General features: G+C 58.6%; 19 protein-coding genes and 1 tRNA gene. 8 read left to right on the forward strand and 12 right to left on the reverse strand.

What is annotated here, in order from left to right:
- Nucleotides 1-5: 5 nt before the first annotated feature.
- Genes CR159_RS18160 through CR159_RS18180 form a run of 5 tightly spaced genes read right to left on the reverse strand, consistent with a single transcriptional unit; the run spans nt 6 to nt 6251 of the window.
- Nucleotides 6-665, reverse strand: a complete 660-nt coding sequence (locus tag CR159_RS18160) for a DedA family protein (RefSeq protein ID WP_102075375.1) — start codon at nt 663-665, stop codon at nt 6-8.
- Nucleotides 666-670: 5 nt separating this feature from the next.
- Nucleotides 671-1897: a bifunctional phosphopantothenoylcysteine decarboxylase/phosphopantothenate--cysteine ligase CoaBC gene (gene coaBC, locus CR159_RS18165; protein WP_102075376.1), complete on the reverse strand. Its 1227-nt coding sequence runs from the start codon at nt 1895-1897 to the stop codon at nt 671-673.
- A 29-nt stretch (nt 1898-1926) separates the two neighbouring features.
- Nucleotides 1927-2463 carry a signal peptidase II gene (gene lspA, locus CR159_RS18170; protein WP_102075377.1) on the reverse strand — a complete coding sequence of 179 codons (537 nt, stop codon included), beginning with the start codon at nt 2461-2463 and terminating at the stop codon, nt 1927-1929.
- Nucleotides 2456-5296, reverse strand: coding sequence for an isoleucine--tRNA ligase (gene ileS / locus CR159_RS18175; protein WP_102075378.1), 2841 nt, complete (start codon nt 5294-5296; stop codon nt 2456-2458). Before ileS ends, lspA begins: the two co-directional genes overlap by 8 nt.
- A complete protein-coding gene (locus CR159_RS18180; RefSeq protein ID WP_102075379.1) occupies nt 5286-6251 on the reverse strand; it encodes a bifunctional riboflavin kinase/FAD synthetase in 966 nt (321 codons plus the stop codon). The genes ileS and CR159_RS18180 overlap by 11 nt, the downstream gene beginning before the upstream one ends.
- A gap of 44 nt (nt 6252-6295) precedes the next feature.
- On the opposite strand from CR159_RS18180, the gene purN reads away from it, so the two are divergent.
- The 4 genes from purN to CR159_RS18200 all read left to right on the forward strand — a co-directional run bounded on the left by purN (nt 6296) and on the right by CR159_RS18200 (nt 12259).
- Nucleotides 6296-6982 (forward strand): phosphoribosylglycinamide formyltransferase, encoded by a 687-nt coding sequence (gene purN / locus CR159_RS18185; protein ID WP_255398951.1) that lies wholly within the window; start codon nt 6296-6298, stop codon nt 6980-6982.
- Between the two features lie 197 nt (nt 6983-7179).
- Complete coding sequence (locus CR159_RS18190) at nt 7180-8577, forward strand: RsmB/NOP family class I SAM-dependent RNA methyltransferase (RefSeq protein WP_102075411.1); 1398 nt, start codon at nt 7180-7182, stop codon at nt 8575-8577.
- 206 nt (nt 8578-8783) lie between these two features.
- A complete protein-coding gene (locus CR159_RS18195; RefSeq protein WP_102075381.1) occupies nt 8784-9992 on the forward strand; it encodes a DesA family fatty acid desaturase in 1209 nt (402 codons plus the stop codon).
- A complete protein-coding gene (locus CR159_RS18200; RefSeq protein WP_102075382.1) occupies nt 9989-12259 on the forward strand; it encodes a UvrD-helicase domain-containing protein in 2271 nt (756 codons plus the stop codon). The genes CR159_RS18195 and CR159_RS18200 overlap by 4 nt, the downstream gene beginning before the upstream one ends.
- 27 nt (nt 12260-12286) lie before the next feature.
- Here the strand turns inward: CR159_RS18200 and CR159_RS18205 are convergent, their stop codons facing one another.
- The 7 genes from CR159_RS18205 to CR159_RS18235 all read right to left on the reverse strand — a co-directional run bounded on the left by CR159_RS18205 (nt 12287) and on the right by CR159_RS18235 (nt 19516).
- Nucleotides 12287-14221, reverse strand: coding sequence for an ABC-F family ATP-binding cassette domain-containing protein (locus CR159_RS18205; RefSeq protein ID WP_102075383.1), 1935 nt, complete (start codon nt 14219-14221; stop codon nt 12287-12289).
- Nucleotides 14218-15114, reverse strand: coding sequence for a 50S ribosomal protein L3 N(5)-glutamine methyltransferase (gene prmB / locus CR159_RS18210; RefSeq protein WP_102075384.1), 897 nt, complete (start codon nt 15112-15114; stop codon nt 14218-14220). Before prmB ends, CR159_RS18205 begins: the two co-directional genes overlap by 4 nt.
- A gap of 11 nt (nt 15115-15125) precedes the next feature.
- Nucleotides 15126-16268 (reverse strand): succinyl-diaminopimelate desuccinylase, encoded by a 1143-nt coding sequence (gene dapE / locus CR159_RS18215; RefSeq protein ID WP_102075385.1) that lies wholly within the window; start codon nt 16266-16268, stop codon nt 15126-15128.
- The gene (gene dapD, locus CR159_RS18220) at nt 16268-17089 is read right to left on the reverse strand and encodes a 2,3,4,5-tetrahydropyridine-2,6-dicarboxylate N-succinyltransferase (protein ID WP_102075386.1); all 822 of its coding nucleotides are present in this window, start codon (nt 17087-17089) and stop codon (nt 16268-16270) included. The genes dapE and dapD overlap by 1 nt, the downstream gene beginning before the upstream one ends.
- A 50-nt stretch (nt 17090-17139) precedes the next feature.
- A complete protein-coding gene (gene dapC, locus CR159_RS18225; protein WP_102075387.1) occupies nt 17140-18342 on the reverse strand; it encodes a succinyldiaminopimelate transaminase in 1203 nt (400 codons plus the stop codon).
- Nucleotides 18343-18487: 145 nt separating this feature from the next.
- Nucleotides 18488-18572: transfer RNA gene (locus CR159_RS18230), tRNA-Leu, on the reverse strand.
- Between the two features lie 65 nt (nt 18573-18637).
- Nucleotides 18638-19516, reverse strand: a complete 879-nt coding sequence (locus CR159_RS18235) for a lipid A biosynthesis lauroyl acyltransferase (protein ID WP_102075388.1) — start codon at nt 19514-19516, stop codon at nt 18638-18640.
- Nucleotides 19517-19753: 237 nt separating this feature from the next.
- Between CR159_RS18235 and tig the strand changes: the two genes are divergently transcribed.
- The 4 genes from tig to lon all read left to right on the forward strand — a co-directional run bounded on the left by tig (nt 19754) and on the right by lon (nt 25739).
- A complete protein-coding gene (tig, locus tag CR159_RS18240; protein ID WP_102075389.1) occupies nt 19754-21064 on the forward strand; it encodes a trigger factor in 1311 nt (436 codons plus the stop codon).
- Nucleotides 21064-21720, forward strand: a complete 657-nt coding sequence (gene clpP / locus CR159_RS18245; RefSeq protein ID WP_102075390.1) for an ATP-dependent Clp endopeptidase proteolytic subunit ClpP — start codon at nt 21064-21066, stop codon at nt 21718-21720. The genes tig and clpP overlap by 1 nt, the downstream gene beginning before the upstream one ends.
- Nucleotides 21721-21808: 88 nt before the next feature.
- The gene (clpX, locus tag CR159_RS18250) at nt 21809-23116 is read left to right on the forward strand and encodes an ATP-dependent Clp protease ATP-binding subunit ClpX (RefSeq protein WP_102075391.1); all 1308 of its coding nucleotides are present in this window, start codon (nt 21809-21811) and stop codon (nt 23114-23116) included.
- A 151-nt stretch (nt 23117-23267) separates the two neighbouring features.
- A complete protein-coding gene (gene lon / locus CR159_RS18255) occupies nt 23268-25739 on the forward strand; it encodes an endopeptidase La (protein WP_102075392.1) in 2472 nt (823 codons plus the stop codon).
- Nucleotides 25740-25744 lie beyond the last annotated feature (5 nt).

Raw genomic sequence — 25744 nt, forward strand, 5'->3', positions numbered from 1 at the left:
GGGGCTCAACGGTCTGTTTTGGATTTGTTACGGGGCTGATCCGCGCTACTGATCTGGCGCTTGCGCATCATGGCGCGGGCGATCCATACGGCCAGGACCACCGACAGCACGCCGCTGAACAGCACGCTGAAGTTCGTGTTGTTGCTGCCCAGGGCGTCGACGCTGCGGCCGGTCAGGTAGCCGGGCATGAGCATTAGGGGTATCCATAGGGCCGCCGACAGGACGTTGGCGATCTGAAAGCGCCAGTGGGGCATTTTCATGACGCCAGCCACGCTGGGCACCACCGCGCGCAGCGGACCCAGGAAGCGGCCCGCGAAAATGGATAGAACGCCATACTTATGGAAGAAGTAGCGTGCTCGGGCGACGGTGCGCCGCTGTTTGTTCAAGGGCCAACTGCGCACGATTTTCGGGCCCAGAAGTCGACCGATGAAATATGAAATGGCATCGCCCAGTGCCGCGCCGGCGATGCCCCAGGCAATTATGGGAAGGGGCTCGAGCGTGCCGTTGCCGACCAGCCCGCCCACCAATAGCATCAGGGCAGTGGCGGGGATGGCCAGGCCGATGATAAGCAGGGACTCTCCCATTGCGAGCAGGCCCAGCGTAAGGCCGGCCCATTCCTGGTGGGTTTCGATGAAGGTACTGACGATTTTTATGTATTGATCCATATTCCTCAGGTCATTCTGGGTGTGGCGTCTGCCGTGGTCAGCGGCGCCTGGCTGGCGATTTCCTGAATCAGCCTGCGGGCCGCGTCCAGCTTGGGCAGGGCAGGCAGCGCCCGAGCGCCCTGCGTGTCGAACAGAATGAGTTCGGTGGTGTCGGCGTTCATGGCCTGCTGGGCCAGGTTGCCGACCAGCAAGGACACACCTTTGCGTTGGCGTTTGGCTTCGGCGTTTTCATGCAGATTTTCGGTTTCAGCGGCAAATCCGACGCAAAAGGGGCCAGGCGTCATTTGCGCTACGTCCGCCAGAATATCGGGGTTGGCCGAGAACTGCAGTTCGGGGGGCTGACCGCCCGCCTTCTTTTTGAGCTTGCTGTCGCTGGCATTGGCGACATGCCAGTCGGCAACCGCGGCCACAGCAATGAAGATATCAGCTTGGCGGGCTTCGGCCATGACCGCGGCCTGCATCTGCGCGGCGCTTTCCACATTGACCCGATTTACGCCGTAGGGCGCATCAAGCGCCGTGGGCCCCGACACCAGGACGACCTGGGCTCCCGCTTCGCGGGCGGCTTGTGCTATTGCATACCCCATTTTACCCGACGAGCGGTTGGTAATGACCCGCACGGGGTCGATTTTTTCAGAGGTCGGCCCGGCGGTGATCAGCACACGCCGCCCAGCAAGCACCTTCGGCTGGAAAAAAGCAATCAGTTCGGACAGCAGTTGCTCAGCCTCGAGCATGCGCCCGCTGCCCACCTCGCCGCAGGCTTGATCGCCTTCGCCGGGACCAAGAATGCGTACTCCATCGGCCTTGAGCTGGATGACATTACGCAGGGTGGCGGGGTGCAGCCACATCTCGCGATTCATGGCGGGGGCCACCAGCAGGGGGCAATTTCCCTTGGCCACGCAAAGGGTCGACAACAGGTCGTCGGCCAAGCCATGCGCAAGCTTGGCCATGAAATCAGTGCTGGCAGGCGCGATCAGTATTGCGTCCGCCCCACGCGTCAGATTGATGTGCGCCATATTATTGGGAACACGATTGTCCCAGGTGCTCACGTACACCGGGCGGCCGGACAAGGCTTGCATCGTAAGCGGCGTAATGAACTGGGTGGCGGCTTCAGTCATCACCACGTCGACCGTGGCACCTTGCTCCTGCGCGCGACGCAGGAACTCGGCCATCTTGTAGCAGGCGATACCCCCGGTCAAACCAAGGACAATCCGTTTCTGTGCGAGTTCTGGCATGGGGTATGTGCCTTGAATAAGGGCCTGGGTCAGGCCGACCTTGCGGCTTTACGTTTTTCGCGACGCAGCCGCAGCAGTTCATCCAGCACAAGCAGAATTGCACCGCAGGTGATGGATACGTCTGCCACATTAAAAGCCGGAAAGTACCAGTTGTTCCAGTAAAACAGCAAAAAATCGATAACGTGGCCATGCTGAACACGGTCTATCGCATTGCCGACCGCGCCGCCCAGAATGCACATGAGCGAGACGCAAAACAGCGTTTGCGTCGGACTGCGTCGCAGCAGGTGGACGATGAGGCCTGTCGCCCCCAGCGCAATAGCCGTGAACAGCCAGCGCTGCCAGCCGCTGCCGTCGGCCAGGAAACTGAAGGCAGCGCCAGGGTTGTACAGCAGGGTGAAGTCAAAAAACGGCAGTACTTTCCACCGCTCGGCATACTGCATTGCGCTATCGAAATAGATCTTGGTCACCTGATCCAGCGCGATGATCAGCAGCGCGCCTGCGATCCAGGTCCAGAAGGCCGGCGCCTTCCGGGTCTGGACGGCCGGTTCCGTGCCGTGCCTAGGCATGCCGGCGCAACTCGCCAAGCTTGAACAGATTGCTTACGCAACGCCCGCAAAGCACAGGATGATCCGGGTCTATGCCGACGTCTTCCCGATGATGCCAGCAACGTTCGCATTTCTGGTGCTTGGTGGGATGGACGACGATACGCAGCGTGCCGTCCTCGCCGTGATGCAGGTTGGCGCGCGACACGATCAATACAAAGCGCAGGTCGTCTTCAAGACTGGCGAGCAGTTGGTGGTCGCCCGCGGCTGCGTAGATGTCCAGTTCGGCCGCCAGCGAGGAACCAATTTCCCCGGAAGCGCGAACCTCTTCGATTTTGCGCATGACTTCGGCGCGTATCTCACGAAGGCGGTCCCATTTTTCGCGCAACAGCGCGGCGTCGACCTGATCGGGCAGGGCATGGAACAACTCGGTGAAGATGCTGGGGACCTCCTGGTTGTTGTGCAGGTCTTTCCAGGCCTCTTCGGCCGTAAAGGACACAATGGGCGCCAGGAGCTTGATAAGGGTGTGGGTGATGTGGTGCACCGCTGTTTGCGCCGAACGGCGCGCTACGCTGTCTTTGCCGGCGGTATAGAGGCGGTCCTTGAGCACATCCAGATAGAAAGCGCCCAGGTCTTCCGAGCAGAAAATCTGCAGGCGCGACACGATGGGATGGAATTCGTAGCGCTTGTAGTTGGCCAGGGTTTCAGCCTGCATCGCGGCAGTCATGGCCAGCGCATAGCGGTCGATCTCGAACATATGCTCGAGTTCGACACCGTCTGTCGCGATATTGAAGTCCTGCAAGTTGCCCAGGAGGAATTTCAATGTATTGCGAATGCGGCGATAGCCTTCCACGACGCGCTTCAGAATTTCGTCCGAAATCGAGAGCTCGCCGGAATAGTCGGTGGCGGCCGTCCAGAGTCGAAGAATTTCCGCGCCCAGCGAATCTGATACTTTCTGCGGGGCGATCACGTTGCCCACGGACTTGCTCATCTTGCGGCCCTGGCCATCGACCACGAATCCGTGCGTCAACAGGGCTTTGTACGGAGGCCGGCCATACAGCATGCATCCGGTCAGCAACGACGAGTGGAACCAGCCGCGATGCTGATCAGACCCTTCAAGGTATAGATCCGCAGGCCACGCCAGGTCATCGGCGTGCGAGCCCTTGACGCTGTGGTCCTGACCCCCGAGTACCGTAGCGTGCGTCGTGCCGGAATCGAACCACACGTCGAGGGTATCGCGGTTCTTTTCGTACTGCTCGGCCTCATCGCCGAGCAGGTCCGCCGGCTCGAGCGACTGCCATGCCTCGATGCCGTGCTGCTCGATGCGCAGGGCGACTTCTTCCATCAATTCGACGGTGCGCGGGTGCAGTTCACCGGTTTCCTTGTGTACGAAGAAAGCCATGGGAACTCCCCATTGCCGTTGCCGGGACAGTGTCCAGTCGGGACGATTGGCAATCATCGCGTGCAGGCGGGCACGACCCCAGGCGGGATAGAACTCGGTGTTGTCGATGCCTTCCAGGGCCGTTTCCCGCAGCGATTTCCCTGACTTGGGCTGGCGGTCCATCCCCGCGAACCATTGGCTGGTTGCACGATAGATGATAGGCGTTTTGTGGCGCCAGCAATGCATATAGCTGTGCACGTGCGCTTCGGTGTGCAACAGGCTGCCGGCGTTCTGCAGCGCTTCGACGATAAGGGGATTGGCTTTCCAGATCATCAGTCCGCCGAAGAGCGGCAGGCTTTCAACATAATGGCCATCACCCATGACCGGCCCAATGATCTGGTCGTCGGTCAGGCCGTGCGCCTTGCACGATACAAAGTCTTCAATGCCGTAGGCGGGCGCGGAATGCACCACGCCGGTACCTGAGTCAAGGGTGACGTAATCACCCAGGTAGACCGGCGACATGCGCTGGTAACCTTCATGTGCGTCGTACAGCGGGTGCTTGAATTCAAGATTGGTAAGCGCGTCGCCTTTCGCTGTGGCGATAACTTGGCCGCTGAGCTTCCAGTGTTCAAGACACGAGGCGACCAGGTCTTTGGCCAGCAGCAAGAGGGAACCTGTACTGCGCGGCTGATCGAGCTCGACCAGCGCATACTCGATCTCGGGATGGACATTCAGGGCCTGGTTGGCAGGCAGCGTCCAGGGCGTGGTAGTCCAGATGACGATAGCGCCGTCGTCGACCTGCGGCAGCCCGAAGGCATGCGCCAGCTTTTCCTTGTCGCCGAATCTAAAGGCCACATGGACGGAGGGGTCCTTGCGATCCGCGTACTCGACTTCTGCTTCGGCCAATGCCGAGCCGCAGTCAAAGCACCAGTTCACCGGCTTCAGGCCTCGGAACACATAGCCTTTTTCAAGTATGCGGGCCAAGGAACGCAGTTCGTCGGCTTCATTGCTGAAATTCATCGTCAGGTAAGGGCGCTCCCAGTCGGCCAGCACGCCCAGCCGCTTGAAATCCTTGCGCTGCCGGTCAATTTGCTCGTACGCATAGGCGCGAGCCTTGGACTGCACTTCGGCAACCGGCAGGTGCTTGCCGTATTTTTTCTCGATCTGGATTTCGATGGGCATGCCGTGGCAGTCCCAGCCCGGTACGTACACGGCGTCATAGCCGGCCATAGCTCGGCTCTTGACGATGATGTCCTTCAGAACCTTGTTGACGGCGTGGCCGATATGGATGTCGCCGTTGGCGTAGGGCGGGCCGTCATGCAGTATGAATTTCGGGCGGCCTTTACTCGCGTCGCGTATGGCAGCGTAAACCTTTTTTTCTTCCCATTCGGCAATCCAGCCGGGTTCGCGTTTGGCAAGGTCTCCCCGCATCGGGAAGGGAGTTTCGGGCAAATTTAAGGTTTTTCTATAGTCCATGGAGGGCGAAATAGTCGCGAGCGCTTTGCACATCATTGTCGATGGCGGCGATCATTGTGGGAAGGTCGGGAAATTTTTCTTCGTCCCGCAGAAATTCGAGGAACTCAATACATGTGAGTTTACCGTATGCGTTCAATTGGCAATCGAGCAGGTGCGTCTCAAGCATCAGGCGCCCTCCGTGCGAGATCGTCGGGCGCACGCCGAGGCTGGCCACACCCTTGATCGCATGGTCGGTCAAACCATGGGCGAGTACGACATAGACGCCTGAGCGGGCGGCGCAGTGTGCCGGCACCCTTACATTGAGGGTGGGATAGCCGATGCTGCGGCCCAGCTTTTGCCCATGGATGACATGGCCGCTGATGCGATAGCGATGACCGAGTAGATGCGTTGCACGAAGCTGGTTACCCACGGCCAGGGCGGTGCGCACTTCTGAGCTGGATATGCGGTGGCCGTGTTCATCAGCGATGTCGGCGATGGTCTCGACGTCGAAACCATGGCGCTGCCCGGCACGCCGGAGCAGGTCGACGTCGCCCGTTCGCTTGTGGCCATAGCGGAAGTCTTCGCCGACCAGCAACCATCGGGTATTCAGGCCATGTACCAACAGTCGTTCGATAAAGTCGTCGGCGGACATATCGGCCAGCGCCTGGTCGAAGCGTTCCAGGATCAGTTGCTCCGCCCGATGTGTATGCAGTGCTTGCAATTTGTCGCGCAGGCTGCTGATCTGGGTGGGAATCAGTTCGGGTCGCTGTCCGCGCTGGGCGAAGTAGGCGCGCGGGTGAGGATCGAAGGTCATGACCGTGGCGGCCAGATTCCGTTGCTCGGCACATTCGTGCAGGCGTGCAAGGATGGCCTGGTGGCCACGATGGACGCCGTCGAAATTGCCTATCGTTACTGCGCTGGGGCGCTGCGTATCGAAGCGGGGAAGGGTACGGTAGATGCGGGGAGATGCTTTCACACCCGAGAGTTTACAATTTCGGCTGGACTTCATCAGGAATTATTGTGCCGGCTGTTCTTTCCAACTCTGTTTGTCGCCTCGTGGTGCTGATTTCCGGGCGCGGCTCGAATATGCAGTCTATTGTCAATACGGTGCGTGATCATTCCCTGCCTGCCGAAATCTGTGCGGTCATCGCCAATAAAACGGAGGCAGGCGGGTTGCAATGGGCCAGGGATCGTGGCCTGGCGACACACGCTGTGGCTCATCGCGATTACGCCACCCGAGTGGAATTCGATACTGCTTTGGCGGCGGTCATCGACGATTATCAGCCCGATTACGTGCTGCTGGCGGGTTTCATGCGTGTGCTCACGCCTGGCTTTGTCGAGCATTTCAATGGCAGGCTCATCAATATCCACCCGTCCTTGCTGCCGGCGTTTCCCGGCTTGCATACGCATCAGCAGGCCCTTGCAATGGGTGTGCAATGGCACGGTTGTACGGTTCATTTCGTCACGCCGGTACTCGACCATGGTCCCATCATCGCGCAAGGCATCGTGCCCGTTATATCGGACGATACACCAGAAACTTTGGCGGGCCGTGTACTGCAGGTAGAACACAAACTATATGCGAACGTGGTACGCTGGCTGGCCGAAGGGCTCGTTTCGCTCAATTCCATGCAGCGCGTGCAGGTGCTAGGCATTGCCAGCCGCTCCTTCGTCCTGACGCCAAACGGCGTCCAGCCATATCAAAGGTAATCATGAATAGTACAGACAAGCCTCGGCGTGCTCAGGGCAAACGCCCCGCGCCTGGAAGGCAAGAGCACGCACGAGGCGGTGCGCGGTCCGGTTCGGGCTCCGGCCCCCGCGACCGTCACGCGCCCGCTACGGCGCGCAACCACAACACCGCAGCGCGGCAAGCCGAAGGCGGTACTTACGTCAGCCGGCCTTACGTGATGGCCGCCGTGCGCATCGATCAAGTGCGCATCGTACTGGGCGAGATCCTGCAATGGAAATTTCCCGCCGATGCGGTGCTGTCGCGCTGGCTGCGTGCCAATCCCAAGCTCGGAGCGCGCGACCGCGGTGAAGTGGCTGAAGCCGTATTCGATGTATTGCGGCATTTACGCCGCTACCGGCAGTTCGCCGAAAGCGGTAGCGGACCGGCTGCGCGCCGCCTTGCCATCCTTGGGCTGGCCTCGGTATTCGACCGGTCGGTGCTGGATACCGGCTTATCGGAAGCGGAGCAGCATTGGCTCGAGCACGTGCTGCGTATCGATGTAAAGAGTCTTTCTCGCGCCGTGCGCGACAGTTTGCCGGACTGGCTCGACGAGCGCTTGTCCACGCTGCATGATGCCGATGCCTTGATACAGGCGCTCAACGCGCCGGCGCCGCTGGATGTGCGCGTCAATCCCTTGAAGGCGGATCGTGCGGAGATGCTCGAATTGCTGCGCAACGGCGCAGCGGCGCGTTATAGCCCCGAAGCCACGCCGTATTCGCCTTGGGGGATACGCATGCAGGGGCGTCCTCCCATTAATCGCTGGCCTATGTTTGAGAAAGGCGAAATTGAAGTGCAGGACGAAGGCAGTCAAATCCTGGCTGCGCTCGTTGCGCCCAAGCGTGGCGAAATGATTATCGATTATTGCGCGGGTGCCGGCGGAAAAACATTACTGCTGGGCGCGTTGATGCGTTCCACCGGCCGCTTGTACGCCTTCGACGTGTCGGCCGCAAGGCTGGCGCGGGCCAAGCCACGCTTCGCGCGCAGCGGGTTGTCCAATATCGTGCCGGTGGTGATCAATCCCGACAACGACCAGCGCGTCAAGCGACTGCGCGGCAAGGCCCACCGCGTGCTGGTCGATGCACCCTGCAGCGGTTTGGGCACATTGCGGCGCAATCCGGACCTGAAGTGGCGGCAGCACCCCGACTCATTGGTCGAGCTTCGCGAGATGCAGGCCAGCATCCTGCGCCAGGCGTCGCGTTGCGTGGCACCCGGTGGGCGCTTGGTCTATGCAACATGCAGTGTCTTGCCGGAAGAGAATGAAGAGCAAATTGAGGCCTTCTTAGCCGACAATCCTGAATTTAGCCTTCTTGATGCCAGCACTATTGTGGTGGATCGTTGCAAAAATCTGACACTGCAAGGGCCTTATCTCAGCATGCGGCCCGATGTCCATAACACCGACGGATTTTTTGCCGCGGTAATGGAACGAAACAAAACGTCTTCTGTCGAATCCACTATTCCACAAGGCAAGGATAAGCTCGTGGACCAACCTGCACCGGCTAAAGAGGCCGCCACAGATGAACCCGGCGCCCTCCCACAGGCGGGCCTGGCCGAAGACTCCGCATCACTCGACGATTAATCGATCAAGGTGATGCGCAATGCATCACCTGATCAATCTTCGAAATCCGATCAGCCATCACGGAAGGCCTTATAACCCGGTCGCAAACAGGGTGAAGCCTCCGTTAATACTTGATTTGCCTCAAAATTAATTTGAAACTTTGCTGTCATATGAAAGGCAAGTCAGCTACACTTTTCAGTGTCTTAACATGAGGCCTTAACTGGTTTATGGACTACATATTTAAATATTTATCAGCCGGATTGCTGCAGTTGTCATGGTGGCAAGTCGGTATCGCCGCATTGGTGCTCACCCACATCACGATTGCCGGCGTCACGCTGTTCCTGCATCGTAATCAAACGCACCGCGGCCTGGATCTCCATCCAGCAGTCATGCATTTCTTCCGCTTCTGGCTGTGGCTCACCACAGGCATGGTCACGAAAGAGTGGGTGGCCATTCATCGCAAGCATCACGCCTACGTCGAGCGCGAAGGCGATCCCCATTCGCCCGTCGTATTCGGCATAGGCAAGGTATTTTTCCGCGGCGCCGAACTGTACCGCCAGGAATCGACCATGCCCGACACCATCAAGCGTTTCGGCCACGGCACGCCCGACGATTGGCTCGAACGCAATGTGTACACGCGCCACAGCCTCATGGGCATTCTTATCATGCTCGGCATCGATTTGGCGCTGTTCGGTGTACTTGGCCTTACCGTGTGGGCAGTGCAAATGGCATGGATCCCGTTCTGGGCGGCAGGGGTGGTAAACGGCCTGGGCCATTTCATCGGCTATCGTAATTACGCCAGTCCCGATACCAGCACCAATGTCTTGCCCTGGGGCATCATTATTGGCGGCGAAGAGCTGCACAATAACCACCATGCGCATGGCACATCGGCTAAATTTTCGGCCAAATGGTACGAGTTCGACCTGGGCTGGGCGTATATCCAGATATTGCGGGCGTTTGGCCTGGCCAAGGTTCGCCGGGTGGCTCCCAAGCTCAAGCTCGATCCAGCAAAAAGCACCGTCGATGCCAGCACTCTGCAGGGCGTCATCACGCACCGATATGAAATCCTTGCGCGCTACACCGACTTGCTTAAAAAAGCAGCCAGCGATGAACTCGCCAAGCTGAAGCCGGCACGGCAGGAAGGCAGTCCCGATTGCCGCTGGGCCTTGCTTAGCCGCAGCAAAAAATGGCTGGCCCGCAACGACGAATCCCTCGAGCCCGCGCAGCGCGCGCAGCTTGAAACTGTCCTGGCCGAGAACCAGTCTTTGTCCACCCTGGTGCAAATGCGCGGCGAACTTACCCGGCTCTGGGAAAGCTCCAGCGCCAGCAGCGAGCAGTTGCTTGCCGATTTGCAGGCCTGGTGCCAACGGGCTCAGCAAAGCGGTATTGAAGGCCTCGAGCAGTTTGCCAACCGGTTGCGCCGCTACGCGGCATGATCTCCAGTCTCAACCCTGAACAGCAAGCTGCCGTAACACTCCCTCCCCGCCACGCACTGGTTCTTGCGGGCGCGGGGAGCGGCAAGACCCGAGTCCTTACCACGCGTATGGCCTGGCTGATTCAAACCGGCCAGGCGAGTCCGTTTGGGCTGCTCGCTGTCACCTTCACCAATAAATCCGCGCGCGAAATGCTCACGCGATTGACGGCCTTATTGCCGATCAACACGCGCGGCATGTGGGTGGGCACTTTTCACGGCCTGTGCAATCGCTTGCTGCGCGCACACCATCGCGATGCGGGCCTGATTCAAACGTTCCAGATTCTCGACACCGCCGACCAGCTTGCTGCCATAAAGCGCATGATCAAGGGCGCCGGTATCGACGATGAAAAGTTTCCGCCACGCGACGTGCAGCGATTCATCAACGGTGCGAAGGAAGAAGGCCTGCGGCCGCACAATGTCGCGGCCGACGACCCGCATCGCCGCCGGCTGGTCGAAATCTACCAGATGTATCAGGATCAATGCGAACGCGAAGGCGTCGTTGATTTTGCTGAATTGCTGCTGCGCGCGTTTGAGCTGCTGCAGCGCAATGCGCCGGTGCGCGAACACTACCAGCGCCGTTTTCAGCATATTCTGGTCGACGAATTCCAGGACACGAATACGCTGCAGTATCGCTGGCTGACTTTGCTGGCGGGTGGTGGCGCGTCCATATTCGCCGTCGGTGACGATGATCAGTCGATTTATGCATTCCGGGGCGCGAACGTGGGCAATATGGCCGACTTCGAGCGCGACTACGCACAAGGGAATGTGATCCGGCTGGAGCAGAATTACCGCTCTTACGGCCATATACTGGATTCCGCCAATGCGCTGATCGCCCACAATACCGCCAGACTGGGCAAGAATTTGTGGACCCAGCAAGGCGAGGGCGAGCCGGTACGTGTGACCGAGCAGGCATCCGACCTGCTCGAGGCGCGATGGATCATTGACGAAATAAAAGCCTTGATCGACGATGGGCGCCTGCGGCGGGAAATTGCCATTTTGTATCGCAGCAATGCGCAGTCCCGCATCATCGAGCACGCCTTGTTTTCGTCGGCTATCCCCTACAAAGTGTATGGCGGACTGCGGTTTTTCGAGCGCCAGGAGGTCAAGCATGCGCTGGCGTATTTGCGCCTCATGGACAATCCGCATGACGACACATCGTGGCTGCGGGTGGTTAATTTTCCGGCGCGCGGCATAGGCGCGCGCACGCTTGAGCAGTTGGCCGATCTTGCGCGCGAGCAGAATACAAGCTTGTTCCGTGCCGTGCCATTAATGACGGGCAAGGGTGGCACTAATCTGGCACGCTTTGCCGAACTGATTCAGCAGATGGCGCACGAGGCTCAAGTCCTGACGCTTCCGGAGCTGGTGGAGCATGTGGTCCACCACAGCGGCTTGCGTGCGCACTATCAGAACGACCGGGAAGGCGTCGACCGGCTGGAGAATCTCCAGGAGCTGGTCAATGCGGCGGCAGCCTTCGTGGCGGAAGAGAATTTCGACAACTTGCCGGCAGGGCGTATTGCCGACGACCGCGATGTATCGGTCGGCGACGGCATGGAAGAAAGCTCGGCCATGTCGCCCTTGGCAGCCTTCCTTACCCATGCATCGCTCGAAGCCGGAGACAATCAGGCTCAGGCTGGGCAGGATGCCGTCCAGCTTATGACGGTTCATGCCGCAAAAGGCCTCGAATTCGATTCTGTGTTCATCACCGGCGTCGAAGAAGGTCTGTTTCCGCATGAAAACAGCCTGCTCGAGGCGTCGGGGGTGGAAGAAGAGCGGCGCCTGATGTACGTGGCCATCACCCGGGCGCGCGAGCGCTTGTACCTGACTCTGGCGCAAAGCCGGATGCTGCATGGCCAGACGCGTTACGCCATGCGTTCGCGTTTTCTCGATGAAATTCCGGAAGAGCACCTGAAATGGCTGACACCCAGGGAAGGGCGAGCCGCCGTGCGTGAGAACACCTGGAGCGGCGCCTTCCGGCGCGGAGAGGCCTATAATCGACCCGATGGCGGCACGGTGGCACCACGCATGCCGCGCAGCCTGACTACGGGCGTAACGGTGGGCGATCAGCATTTCCGCATCGGGGCCGGCGTTCGTCACGCCAAATTCGGCGAAGGTACTGTTATTGGTTTGAGCGGAATGGGCCAGGATGCCCAGGCCCAGATCCAGTTTCGCGATGTCGGCAGTAAGACGCTGGCGTTGGGCGTAGCCAAGCTGGACATCATCGCCGGGTAAGATGGCCGGCTCTTTGGCGGCGTGCGATCAGCTTGCCGCGAGCGCCTCCAGCTCTTCCTGCAGTTCCAGCCAGTGCTCTTCGAGCATACCGTGCTTCTTGCCCAGTTCACCGTGTTCGGCCAATACCTTCAGGCGTTCGTCACGGCGGGCGTCTGAGTAGAACTCCGGGTCGGCAATCAAGGCATCGAGTTCCTTCAAGCGACGGCTTGCTGCCTCCATGTCCGCTTCGACCTTTTTCAACTTGCCGTCCAGGGGCTTGCGCAATAGTGCAATACGCTGCCTTTCCTCGGCCTCGTGGCGGCGTTGCGCTTTGCGGTCCACGCTTGGCGTCTCGGCATTTTCCCCTTGCGCTTCATTGCGTGCTTCCGCGCGCGCCGACGCCGCGCGAGCCGTCAGCCAGTCCCGGTAGTCTTCCAGGTCGCCATCGAATTCCTGCACCTGTCCATCGGCCACGATCCAGAAATTGTCGACGGTTGTACGCAACAGATGGCGGTCGTGCGAGACCAGCAAGACACTCCCGGCAAACTCGGCCAGGGCAGTGGCCAACGCCTCGCGGGTATCGACGTCCAGGTGATTGCTGGGCTCATCGAGCAACAGCAGGTTAGGCTTTTGCCACACGATCAGCGATAGCGCGAGCCGGGCTTTTTCTCCGCCCGACATGGGAGCGACCTTGCTGTTGACCGTATCGCCGCTGAATCCGAACCCGCCCAGATAATTGCGCAGCTCCTGTTCCCGTGTCTGGGGTGCAAGCCGCATGAGATGCTGTAGCGGGGTGGACTCCAGGTCCAGCATATCCAGCTGGTGCTGCGCAAAGTAGCCGATCTCCAGCCCTTTTGAGGCGCGGCGCTCACCCGCGAGCACGGGCAGCTCTTCGGCCAGGGTCTTGATCAGCGTGCTTTTGCCGGCGCCATTGACCCCTAGTACGCCAATGCGGTCCCCGCCGCGCACAATGAGCTGCACATCGCGCAGGATCGGACGGGCGGCGCCATTGGCATCCGTATAGCCGGTCGATACTTTGTCGAGCACCAGCAAGGGATCCGGCATGCTGGTCGGTGGCGGAATCCGTATGTCTATGCCTGATTCGCGTTGCAGGGGCGCAAGCACCTCCATGCGAGCCAGGGCTTTCACGCGGCTTTGTGCCTGCTTGGCCTTTGTGGCCTTGGCCTTGAAACGGTCGATGAAGCTCTGCAGCCTGGCGGTTTCGCGGCTCTGGCGATCGATTGCAAGATGCGCCAATCGTATGCGTTCGGCGCGCTGCGTCAGGAAATCCTCGTAGCCGCCCTTGTATCGTATCAGCTTGCCCTGGTCAAAATGCAGTATGGTTCTTGCGACCGCATCCAGGAACTCGGTATCGTGCGAGATCAGCAGGACGGTACCTTCATACGCGCCCAGCCACCGCTCCAGCCAAAGCATGGCGTCCAAATCCAAGTGGTTGGTGGGTTCGTCGAGCAAGAGCAAATCGGAGGGCGCCATCAGGGCGCGGGCCAAAGCCAGGCGCATCTGCCAGCCGCCCGAGAAGCTGTTTACCGGACTCAGCCACTGGTCGGGCGCGAAGCCCAGGCCGGCAAGCAATTGCTCGGCCCGGGAAGGGGCGCTCCATGCGCCTGCCTCGACCAGGGCTGATTCCAGTTCCGCGATGCGATGGCCGTCGGAGTCCGGCGTACCGGCGCGTTCGGCCTGGATGGCGCGCAGGTGCACATCGCCGTCCATGACGAATTCCCGGGCCGGATTGCTGTTGTGGCTGATTTCCTGCTCGACGCTGGCTATGCGCCAGCCCGAGGGAAGCAGGACAGTGCCCGCATCGGCGTCGAGCTTGCCCTGCAGCAATGAGAACAACGTGGATTTTCCCGCACCGTTCTTGCCGACGATACCCACCCGTTCGCCGGGATTGATGACGAAATCAGTGTTGTCCAGGAGCACTTTCGCGCCCCGGCGTAATGTTAAACCTGTAGCGCGGATCACGAGGCCAATTGTTCCCGGGTCAGCAGTAATATCTGGTCTTCGGTATTGGCTGTGCTGAGCCAGACCGGTTCCAGTGTTGGAAACGCGGCGATGAAGTTTTCGTACTCGTTGCCGATTTCAAGTATCAGCACGCCTTGCGGCGCCATGAAGTTGGGCGCGGCGCTGAGCAAGCGGCGCACGAGATCCATCCCGTCTTCGCCGCCCGCCAGTGCCATGGTCGGCTCGTGCCGGTATTCGGGCGGGAGCGCTTCCATTGAATGGTTGTTGACGTAAGGCGGGTTGCACAAGATAAGCTGGTATTCACAGTGCGGCAGCTGATCGAACAAATCGCTGCGATGCGTGGTAATCCGGCCATCCAGACCCGAGAGCTCGATGTTTTCATCTGCCACCTCGAGTGCATGCTCGGAAAAGTCCACCGCGTCCACTTGGGCATTTTCGAATGCCAGCGCAGCAAGCACCGCAAGGCAGCCGGAACCGGTGCACAAGTCCAGCACGAACTCGACGTCGTCAGGGTCCGGTATCCATGGGCTCAAACCGTCGGACAACAGTTCCGAAATAGGGGAACGCGGCACAATAACGCGCTGGTCCACCACAAAACGATGACCCTGCAGCCACGCCTCACCCGTCAGGTAAGCGGCCGGTACGCGTTCTTCCATACGGCGCGCAATCAGCGTGAGGAAGCGTTCGCGTTCCTCAGGCAGGACGCGCGCATCCAGGAAAGGTTCCAGCGTATCAAGGGGCAGATGCAGCGTGTGCAGCAGCAGGTATGCCGCTTCGTCCCAGGCATTGTCGCTGCCGTGTCCGAACGACAGTTTGGAAGCGTTGAACTGGCTTACGGCGTAGCGCAGCAGATCTCGCAGGGTGAATAGCTCGTGGTGGGCGGTTACTTGCATGCGGGCTCCGTTCAGGCTTTATCGAGCAGAAGTTGCTCGAGAGTGCGGCGATAGATGTTTTTCAGTGGTTCGAGGGTGTCCAGCCTGACGTGTTCATTGACTTGATGAATACTGGCATTGATAGGCCCGAACTCGATGACTTGCGGACACATTTGGGCAATGAAACGACCATCGGATGTGCCGCCTGTCGTCGATAGTTCGGTATCGATACCCGTTTCCTGCTTGATGGCCATTGCCAGCGCTGTGCTGAGTTCGCCCTTAGGTGTAAGGAAGGGCTTGCCGCCCAGGGTCCACTCCAGATCATAGTCCAGTTGATGTTCGAGCAGGATAGTCTGGACCCGGGTCTTGAGTGATTCCGGTGTGCTCTCGGTGGAAAATCGAAAGTTGAAATCGACGACCGCCGTGCCGGGTACGACGTTGGTTGCGCCGGTGCCCGAATGCAGATTCGATACCTGGAAGGTCGTGGCGGGAAAGTAATCGTTGCCGGAGTCCCACTGCTGTGAGGTCAGCTCAAGCAGCGCAGGCGCCAGCAAGTGAATGGGATTGCGGGCCAGATGCGGGTAGGCGACGTGCCCCTGCTTGCCCTTGATGGTGAGCTTTCCGGACAGCGATCCACGCCTGCCGTTCTTGACGGTGTCGCCCAAGGCGGACACAGAAGTGGGCTCGCCCACGATGCAATAGTCGAGTTGCTCGCCCCGCTTTTTCAGTTCGTCGCAGACCTTGACGGTGCCATTCACAGACGGACCTTCCTCATCGGCGGTGATCAGCAGGCCTATCGATCCTTTGTGGTCGGGATGCGCCGTCACGAACTCTTCGACAGCAACGACGAAGGCGGCAATCGAACTCTTCATATCGGCGGCGCCGCGCGCATATAGCATTCCGTCGCGCTCGGTGGGAACAAAGGGATCGCTATCCCAGCGATCCAGCGGGCCAGTCGGTACGACATCGGTGTGGCCGGCGAACACAAGAAGAGGTTGCACCGTGCCGCGCCGCGCCCATAAGTTCGCCACTTCGCCGAAAACCATGCTTTCGCAATCGAAACCAACCGGTGCAAGCCGGCCGGCCAGTACACGCTGGCAATCGCCATCGAAAGGAGTTACCGACGGCCTGGCCAACAGGTCCTTGGTGAGTTGCAGGACGACGGAATCGGACATCAGGCCCTCAGCAGATCGTTGATGCTGGTCTTGGAGCGGGTTTGCGCATCGACGCGCTTGACGATGACCGCGCAGGCCAGGCTGTGCGAGCCATCGGCGGAAGGCAGTGAACCCGGCACGACGACAGAACCCGAAGGGACGCGTCCGTACGTGACTTCACCCGTGGCGCGGTCGTAGATTTTGGTGCTCTGTGAGAGGAATACGCCCATGGCCAATACGGAATTCTCTTCCACGATAACGCCTTCCACCACTTCCGAGCGCGCACCGATAAAGCAATTGTCTTCAATGATAGTGGGGTTGGCCTGCAGCGGCTCAAGCACGCCACCTATGCCCACACCGCCCGACAGATGAACATTCTTGCCAATTTGCGCGCACGACCCCACGGTGGCCCATGTGTCGACCATGGTGCCTTCATCGACATAAGCGCCGACGTTCACGTATGAGGGCATCAAGACGACATTCTTGCCTATGAAGCAGCCTTTGCGTGCGACAGCGGGCGGAACCACGCGAAAGCCGCCGTCGGCAAAGGCCTTGGCATCGTAGCTTTCAAACTTGGAAGGCACCTTATCGTAGAACTGCAAGGGGCCCTGGCCCATTACGGCATTGTTTTCGAGCCGGAAGGACAGCAGCACCGCTTTCTTTATCCACTGATGCACCACCCAGTCGGCATCGATCTTCTCGGCGACCCGGAGACGCCCGGCATCGAGGCCCGCCAGTGTTTCCTGTACAGCTTCGCGAACGGCGGTGTGGCCCGATGTCGGAGAAAGCTCGGCACGGGCTTCCCATGCTTGTTCTATGGTGGATTGCAGATCGATAGTCATAGGTTTTCTTTTATGTCTCTATTGAAGTGAAAGTGATTACGTGATCGCACTCAGGCCGCGGCGCGGCGGGTCACGAACTCGGCGATACGATGGGCTGCATCGACACACTGCTGGATCGGTGCGACCAGGGCGATGCGTATGCGGCCATGGCCAGGGTTGATGCCATGGGCTTCGCGTGCCAGAAAACTGCCGGGGAGCGCTGTGACGCCCGTGGCGCCATAAAGGTCGCGCACGAAGTCAGCGTCGTCATAAGGTGTCTGGGCCCACAAATAGAAAGAGGCATCGGGCCAACCGACATTCAGGACGGGGGCAAGTATGGGCACGACGGCTTCGAATTTTTCGCGATACAGACGGCGGTTCTCGATAACATGGGCTTCATCGTTCCAGGCGGCAATACTGGCGCGTGAAACTACGGCGCTGATAGCGCTGCCGTGATACGTGCGGTACAGCAGGAATTGGCCGATCAGCTTGCTGTCTCCGGCGACGAAACCCGAGCGCAGGCCTGGAACATTGGAGCGCTTGGAGAGGCTGGAAAAACAGACCAGGTTTCGATAGTCGTTACGCCCGAGCAGGCTGGCAGCCTGCATGCCGCCCAATGGCTTGTTGGTCTCGTCAAAATAGATCTCGGAATAACATTCATCTGAAGCGATGGCAAAGCCGTATTGGTCGGAGAGGGCAAAAATCGTTTTCCATTCGTCCAGCGACATGATGTTTCCGGCAGGATTGCCCGGCGAGCAGACGAACAGTAGCTGGGTCTTGCGCCATACGTCCGAAGGCACGGACTGCCAGTCATAGCCGAAATTGAGGTCGGCCCGTGCATTGATGAAGTAAGGCTGGGCGCCCGCCAGCAGCGCAGCCCCTTCGTAGATTTGATAGAAAGGATTCGGACATACCACCAACGCATCCGAATTCGGATCAATGACGGTCTGGGCAAACGCAAACAGGGCTTCGCGTGAACCCAGGGCAGGCAATACCTGCGTCTCCGGGTCAGGCGGCGCTATTCCGTAACGTCGCGTTATCCAGGCGGAAATGGCGCCGCGCAGGGCGGCATCGCCCTTTGTGGGCGGGTATGCTGACAAGCCGTCCATGGCTTCCTGCATGGCCGTAACGATGAATGCGGGCGTGTCGTGCTTGGGCTCGCCGATGGACAAATTCACAGGAACCAGCTGCGTCGCAGGCGTATCTGCCTGAGCCAGCAAATGCCGGAGTTTCTCGAAGGGATACGGATGGAGCGCACTTAATCGGGGATTCATGGCTGCTGCAACAAGATGGTAAGCTGGCGATTTTAGCAGGCTTGTGTTGCAGAGCGCTTCGTGTTTGATAGCTGCTTTTCAGGCGTACAAGCCTAGGCTAGCCGTGCGCCGGGCGGCGCAACACGAAGGTCAAACTTAAATAGGGTGGTGCGAACGGAGAGACTCGAACTCTCACACCTCTCGGCGCCAGAACCTAAATCTGGTGCGTCTACCAATTCCGCCACGTTCGCATGTAAGGAAGCCCGCCAGTGTAGCCGAGCTTTTCCGCGCGCGCAAGTCGTGTGGCGCGAGCCGGTCAGTAAACCGCCGCCTCGCCCGCAGGACGCCGCTTGAAGCGGCGGTGCACCCAGTAATATTGCTCGGGTGTAAGCCTTACCTGTTCTTCCAGAAATTGGTTCATGCGCAAAGCGTCCTCGGCAGGATCGCCGCAGGGGAAATTATCCAGAGCCTTGAAGATGTTCAGCTTATAGCCCAGGTAACCGGGCGACACGCCGGTAATGAAGGGTACAACCCGGGCGCCAGCGAGTCGCGCCAAGCGCGATACGGCGGTCAGCGTACACGCCTGTACACCAAAGAAAGGTACGAAGACCGAATCACGCAAGCCAAAATCCATGTCCGCAGCGAGCATGATGGGCTTGCCCGACTTCAGTACCTTTAGTATCTCGCGGGCGCTGCCGTTGCGCGGAATCATTTCGGTGCCAAAGCGACCGCGCTGCTCGCGCGAAATGGTGTCGGTGGCTTGATCGGACATGGGGGTATAGATGGAGGCGACAGGATGCAGTGTCGAGTAATACATGCAGCCGGCTTCAATGGCCGCAAAATGAAAGCCAAGAAATATGGTGGGCTGTTCGTAATTGTCCTTGAGCTCGATGGCGCTTTCCAGCGTCACCAGTTTGGACAGCACTTTGGCGCTGCCATACCATTGAACCCCGCGCTCCAGGTAGCTGCGGATAACGTGACGGAACGTCGAGCGCGCCAACTGCTCTCGCTGACTGTCGTTCTGTTCAGGAAAGCAGAGGCGCAAATTCGTGTGTAGTATATGTTTGCGTTTGCCGGGTATCAGATAGAGCAGCGACCCAAGCCCCTCACCGGTCCGGGCGACAAGTTCGTAGGGCAGGGCGGAGAGTCCGCGAAGCAGCGACGAGGTAAACGTATTTTGTATTCTGTTTTTCATTAATTCGGACGCTCCTGGCGAGCGCCCTTTAGTGGATTGATTTTAAAGATATTTCTTTTATAGCTTGCATGCTAGCACGCCGTTCGCCCTAGGCCGGTAACAGAATCTCGGTGACAGAATCGTGACTGTCACGCGAATCAGGCTATAGTTCTCGTCAGGAGCCGTTACATCATTGCCGGTACTTTCCGGTAAAATGTCCTGTTCATTTGTTCAATTACTCATTTAAATAGGTCTCTAATGCAGCCTGTGGTTGAAATATTGTCCGGCCTGGAGCGCCGTGTTGATCTGGTCGTGTCGGTTGCCGACGTCGAAAAAGAAGTCCAGGCTCAACTGAAGCGCGTCGCACGCACCGCCAAAGTCCAAGGTTTCCGCCCGGGGAAGGCTCCGCTGTCCCTTATCGAGCGTAGTCATGGGGCTGGCATTCGCTACGACGTAATTAATACTGAAGTGGGTCGCTCGCTCGAGAAAGCCATCGGCGAAAGCAAATTGCGCGTGGCTGGTACGCCCAATCTCGAGCCCAAGACCGAAGGCGTCGACGAAGGCTCCATGGCTTTCTCGGCCACATTTGAAGTCTATCCCGAAGTCGCCGTGCCGGATCTCACCGCTCTTGAAGTCAAGCGTGCGCGGGTCGAAGTCGGCGATGCCGAGGTGCAACGCACTATCGACATCCTGCGCAAGCAGCGTGCCACCTACGAAGCCCGCGATGGCCGCGCCGCGCAAGACGATGACCGCGTTACGCTCGACTTCGTCGGCACCATCGACGGCGTGGCCTTCGATGGCGGTACCGCCGAAAAATTTCCGTTTGTGCTGGGCCAGGGCCGCATGCTGCCTGAATTCGAAACGGCTGTGCGCGGCATGAAGGCAGGTGAATCCAGCACTTTCCCGCTTACCTTCCCCGAAGAATACGGCAGCAAGGAAGTCGCCGGTAAAACCGCTGAGTTCAACATCACGGTCACCGAAGTCGCTGAAGCCGTATTGCCCGAAATGAACGCCGAATTCGCCAAGTCGCTGGGTCAACCCGAGGGCGACGTCGAAAAGCTGGTGGCCGATGTGCGCGCCAATATTGAACGCGAAGTGAAGTCGCGTGCTCAGGCACGCACTAAAGCCAGCGTTATGGATGCCCTGATCGGCGCATGCTCGTTCGATGTACCCAAGTCGCTGGTCCAGAACGATGCCGAAGGCCGGGTAACCGCAGCGCGCGAAGAACTCAAGCAGCGCGGTGTGCCGAACGCCGATTCCATGCCTATTCCGGCAGAAGCCTTCACGGCCGAATCCGAACGCCGCGTGCGTCTGGGGCTGCTCGTATCAGAACTCGTGCAAAGTGCCGACCTGCAAGCCAAGCCGGAACAGGTCCGTACCCGTATCGAGGAATTCGCGCAAAACTACGAGCAACCCGCTCAAGTGGTAGCCTATTACCTTTCCGATCGTCAGCGTCGCGCCGAAATCGAAGCCATAGTCCTGGAAGACAACGTAGTCGAACACGTATTGTCCCAGGCAAAGGTTTCCGACGAAGACGTCGCTTTCGATGAAATCATGGGGACTAACTAATGTCACGATTTACCGATTTTTACGCCTCGATGTATGGTGGTGACTCGGTGACCCCTTCGGGGTTGGGCTACGTGCCCATCGTGATAGAACAATCGGGTCGCGGCGAGCGCTCCTACGACATCTACTCCCGTTTATTGCGTGAACGCGTAATATTCTTCGTCGGACCGGTCAATGATCATTCCGCCAATCTTGTCGTGGCGCAGTTGCTATTCCTCGAATCTGAGAACCCCGATAAAGATATTTCCCTGTATATCAATTCGCCCGGCGGCTCGGTCTATGCAGGCTTGGCCATCTACGACACCATGCAGTTCGTCAAGCCCGATGTCTCCACGCTGTGCACGGGTATTGCGGCCAGCATGGGCGCGTTCCTGCTTGCTGCAGGTGCGAAGGGCAAGCGGTATACATTGCCCAATTCGCGCATCATGATCCACCAGCCGTCCGGTGGTGCTCAAGGACAGGCTTCCGACATCCAGATTCAGGCTCGCGAGATCTTGAGTCTGCGTGCGCGCCTCAACGCCATTCTGGCTGAAAGCACTGGCCAACCGGTCGAGCGCATTGAAGTAGACACCGAGCGTGATAATTTCATGTCGGCCGAAGATGCGGTATCGTATGGTTTGGTAGATAAAGTACTGGCCTCGCGCACCGACGAGGTGTAATGGGCCAGCCGGTCGGTGGCGCATTGCGCGCCACCGGTTATTACCGACAGGGCACGTGCTCTGTCCACTGAACTGAACGAAGAGTTTTATGCCCGAAAAAAAAGGATCGGCGGACGATAAAGTATTGCATTGTTCGTTTTGCAATAAAAGCCAGCACGAGGTTCGCAAGCTTATCGCCGGACCCTCGGTTTTTATTTGCGATGAATGTATCGACCTCTGCAACGATATCATTCTTGAAGAAACACAAGAAGCAGCCCGCGATGCTATTCGTAATGAATTGCCCACGCCTCACGAAATCAAGACGTTTCTTGACGGCTACGTCATTGGGCAAGATACGCCCAAGCGCACGCTGGCAGTTGCGGTCTACAACCACTACAAGCGTATTCGCTACGGCGATGTCAAGGGTGACGACGTAGAGCTGTCCAAAAGTAACATCCTGCTTATCGGGCCTACCGGTTCAGGCAAGACGCTGCTGGCCCAGACCCTGGCGCGCATGCTCGACGTTCCGTTTGTGATGGCCGATGCGACTACCCTGACCGAAGCCGGCTACGTGGGCGAAGATGTCGAAAACATCGTGCAGAAGCTGCTGCAAAATTGCAATTACGATGTTGAGAAAGCGCAGCGCGCCATCATCTATATTGACGAAATCGACAAAATTTCGCGCAAGGCCGACAATCCATCCATTACTCGTGATGTATCGGGTGAAGGTGTGCAGCAGGCGCTATTGAAGCTTATTGAAGGCACCGTCGCTTCGGTGCCTCCACAGGGTGGACGCAAGCACCCCAACCAGGACTTCGTCCAGGTTGACACCACCAATATCCTTTTCATCGTCGGCGGCGCCTTCGACGGACTCGAGAAGGTCATTCGCGATCGCACCGAACGTTCGGGAATAGGCTTTTCGGCGTCGGTACGCGCCAAGTCCGAACGGGGTGTCGGCGAGCTGTTCGCCGAAGCGGAACCCGAAGACCTCATCAAGTTCGGACTCATCCCGGAACTGGTCGGTCGGTTGCCCGTGGTTGCCACCCTGGAAGAACTCCAGGAAGACACACTCGTACGCATTCTTACTGAGCCCAAGAACTCCCTGCTCAAACAGTTCCAGAAATTGTTTGAAATGGAAGAGGTTGAACTCGATGTGCGCCCAGAGGCGCTGGCCGCCATCGCCAAGCGCGCTATTAAACGCCGTACCGGCGCGCGCGGCTTGCGTTCCATCGTAGAAGGCGCATTGCTGGGAACGATGTATGAACTTCCCTCGCAGAAAAACGTCAAACGGGTTGTTGTCGATGAAAACGCTGTAATCGGCAAGGGTACGCCGCTGCTGATTTACCAGGACGACGCTGAATCGAACACTGAAGTCCAGCAAGGCGCACCGAAGAAACTGAAGGATGCCGCCGCGTAGGCGTCCCGGCAGAATTATCCTGGGGAATAGTATTCCGGATCGTTATCTTGAAAACCTGGCTATCGTCACTACATACACCTACAGGTAGTACTGCAAAAGGGAGGCCCTGGCTTCCCTTTTGCATCTAGAGGTCTATTTTAAGGAAATTACTATGTCTGCGAGCCAGATTCTTACTTCAGAACCCACGGACTTGCCGCTGTTGCCTTTGCGCGATGTGGTGGTATTTCCGCACATGGTGATTCCTCTTTTTGTTGGACGTCCCCGCTCCATCAAGGCCCTTGAGCTGGCCATGGAAGCAGGCAACAACATCGTGCTGGTCGCCCAGAAGTCGGCCGGCAAAGACGATCCCACCCCCGACGACTTATACGAAATCGGTTGTGCCGCCAGTATTCTTCAAATGCTCAAGCTTCCTGACGGAACGGTCAAGGTCCTGGTCGAAGGCCTGGAGCGTGCCCGCATCAAGCAGGTAAGCGATGTCGAAACGCATTTCATGGCACAAGTCGTGCAGGTCGAATCCGACGTCACCGAAGGCGCCGAATCCGAGGCGCTACGCCGTGCAGTCGTCGCGCAATTCGAGCAGTACGTGAAGCTGAACAAGAAGATCCCTCAGGAAATTCTTAGTTCGCTGACAGGCATCGACGACGCTGGGCGTCTCGCCGATACGATTTCGGCGCATCTACCCCTGAAGCTCGAACAAAAGCAGCAAATGCTTGAGGTCACCGGTACTGTTCAGCGTCTGGAAAGCCTGCTGTCGCAACTCGAATCCGAAATCGACATTCTTCAGGTCGAAAAGCGCATTCGCGGGCGTGTAAAAAAACAGATGGAAAAGAGCCAACGCGACTACTATCTGAACGAACAGGTCAAGGCCATCCAGAAGGAATTGGGTGAAGGCGAAGACGGCGCCGATATCGAAGAGCTCGAAAAGAAAATCGCTGCGGCGCAATTGCCTAAAGAGGCCCAGAAGAAGGCCGATTCCGAACTGAAGAAGCTCAAGCTGATGTCGCCCATGTCGGCCGAAGCCACGGTTGTGCGTAACTACATCGATACACTCATCGGCTTGCCATGGCGCAAGAAGAATCGTATCAATAACTCGATTCCGAACGCCGAAGGCGTGCTCGATGCCGATCATTACGGACTCGAGAAGGTCAAGGAACGCATTATTGAGTACCTCGCCGTGCAACAGCGTGTCGACAAGCTCAAGGCGCCCATCTTGTGCCTCGTGGGGCCTCCGGGTGTCGGTAAGACGTCGCTGGGTCAATCCATCGCCCGTTCCACCAATCGCAAATTCGTGCGCATGGCGCTGGGCGGTGTCCGGGACGAAGCCGAAATCCGCGGCCATCGGCGCACCTATATTGGCTCCATGCCGGGCAAGATCCTGCAGAACATGAGCAAGGTGGGGGTCCGCAATCCGCTGTTCCTGCTGGATGAAATCGACAAAATGGGCGCCGACTTCCGTGGCGATCCGTCGTCGGCGCTACTCGAGGTACTGGATCCCGAACAGAACCATACGTTCCAGGACCACTATATCGAAGTCGACTTCGACCTGTCCGATGTCATGTTCGTGGCCACCAGCAATACACTGAACATCCCGCCGGCATTGCTCGACCGGATGGAAGTCATACGCTTGTCCGGCTATACCGAAGACGAGAAACTGCATATTGCATTTGATCACCTTCTGCCCAAGCTCATGAAGAACAACGGCGTGCAACAAGGCGAAGTCACCATTGAAGAATCGGCGGTGCGTGACATCGTGCGCTACTACACCCGCGAGGCCGGGGTTCGTGCGCTGGAAAGGGAAATCAGCAAGATCTGCCGCAAGGTGGTCAAGAAAATGCTGACTGCCAATCCATCGTCTACCGCGCGTGGCAAGAAGGCTGCGGCAGCGGCTGACATCGAGCGTGTCGTGGTCAGCTCCGACAATCTTGCCGATTTCCTGGGCGTGCGCCGTTTCAGCTTCGGCATGGCCGAGAAAGAGAACAAGGTCGGCCAGGTTACTGGCTTGGCATGGACAGAAGTCGGCGGCGATTTGCTTACCATTGAAGTCGCCGATATGCCAGGCAAGGGCGCTGTATTGCGTACCGGCTCGCTGGGCGATGTCATGAAGGAATCCGTCGAAGCGGCACGCACAGTGGTTCGTGCGCGTTCGCAGAAATGGGGCATTCCCAATACGTCGTTTGAAAAGCGCGACCTGCACGTGCACTTTCCCGAAGGTGCTACGCCCAAAGACGGTCCGTCGGCAGGTATTGCCATCACTACTGCCATGGTGTCCGCGCTTACCGGTATTCCGGTGCGTGCAGATGTAGCCATGACGGGCGAAATCACCCTGCGTGGCGAGGTGCTGGGCATAGGCGGCTTGAAGGAAAAGCTGCTTGCAGCGCACCGGGGCGGTATCAAGCTGGTAATGATTCCCGAGGAAAATGTCAAAGACTTGGCCGACATTCCGGACAACGTCAAGAATCACCTCGAGATTATTCCCGTACGCTGGATCGACCGGGTGTTGGAAGTGGCGTTGCAAAACATGCCGACGCCGCTGTCCGACGAAGAAGTGGCTCGGTTGGCCGCGGAGTCCCTGGCGAATGCCAAGCGCTCTGACGAGTCTTCGGGTGGCTTGATGAAGCACTAAAAGCG

The sequence above is a fragment of the Pollutimonas subterranea genome (genome assembly GCF_002849655.1).
Classification (GTDB): domain Bacteria; phylum Pseudomonadota; class Gammaproteobacteria; order Burkholderiales; family Burkholderiaceae_B; genus Pollutimonas; species Pollutimonas subterranea.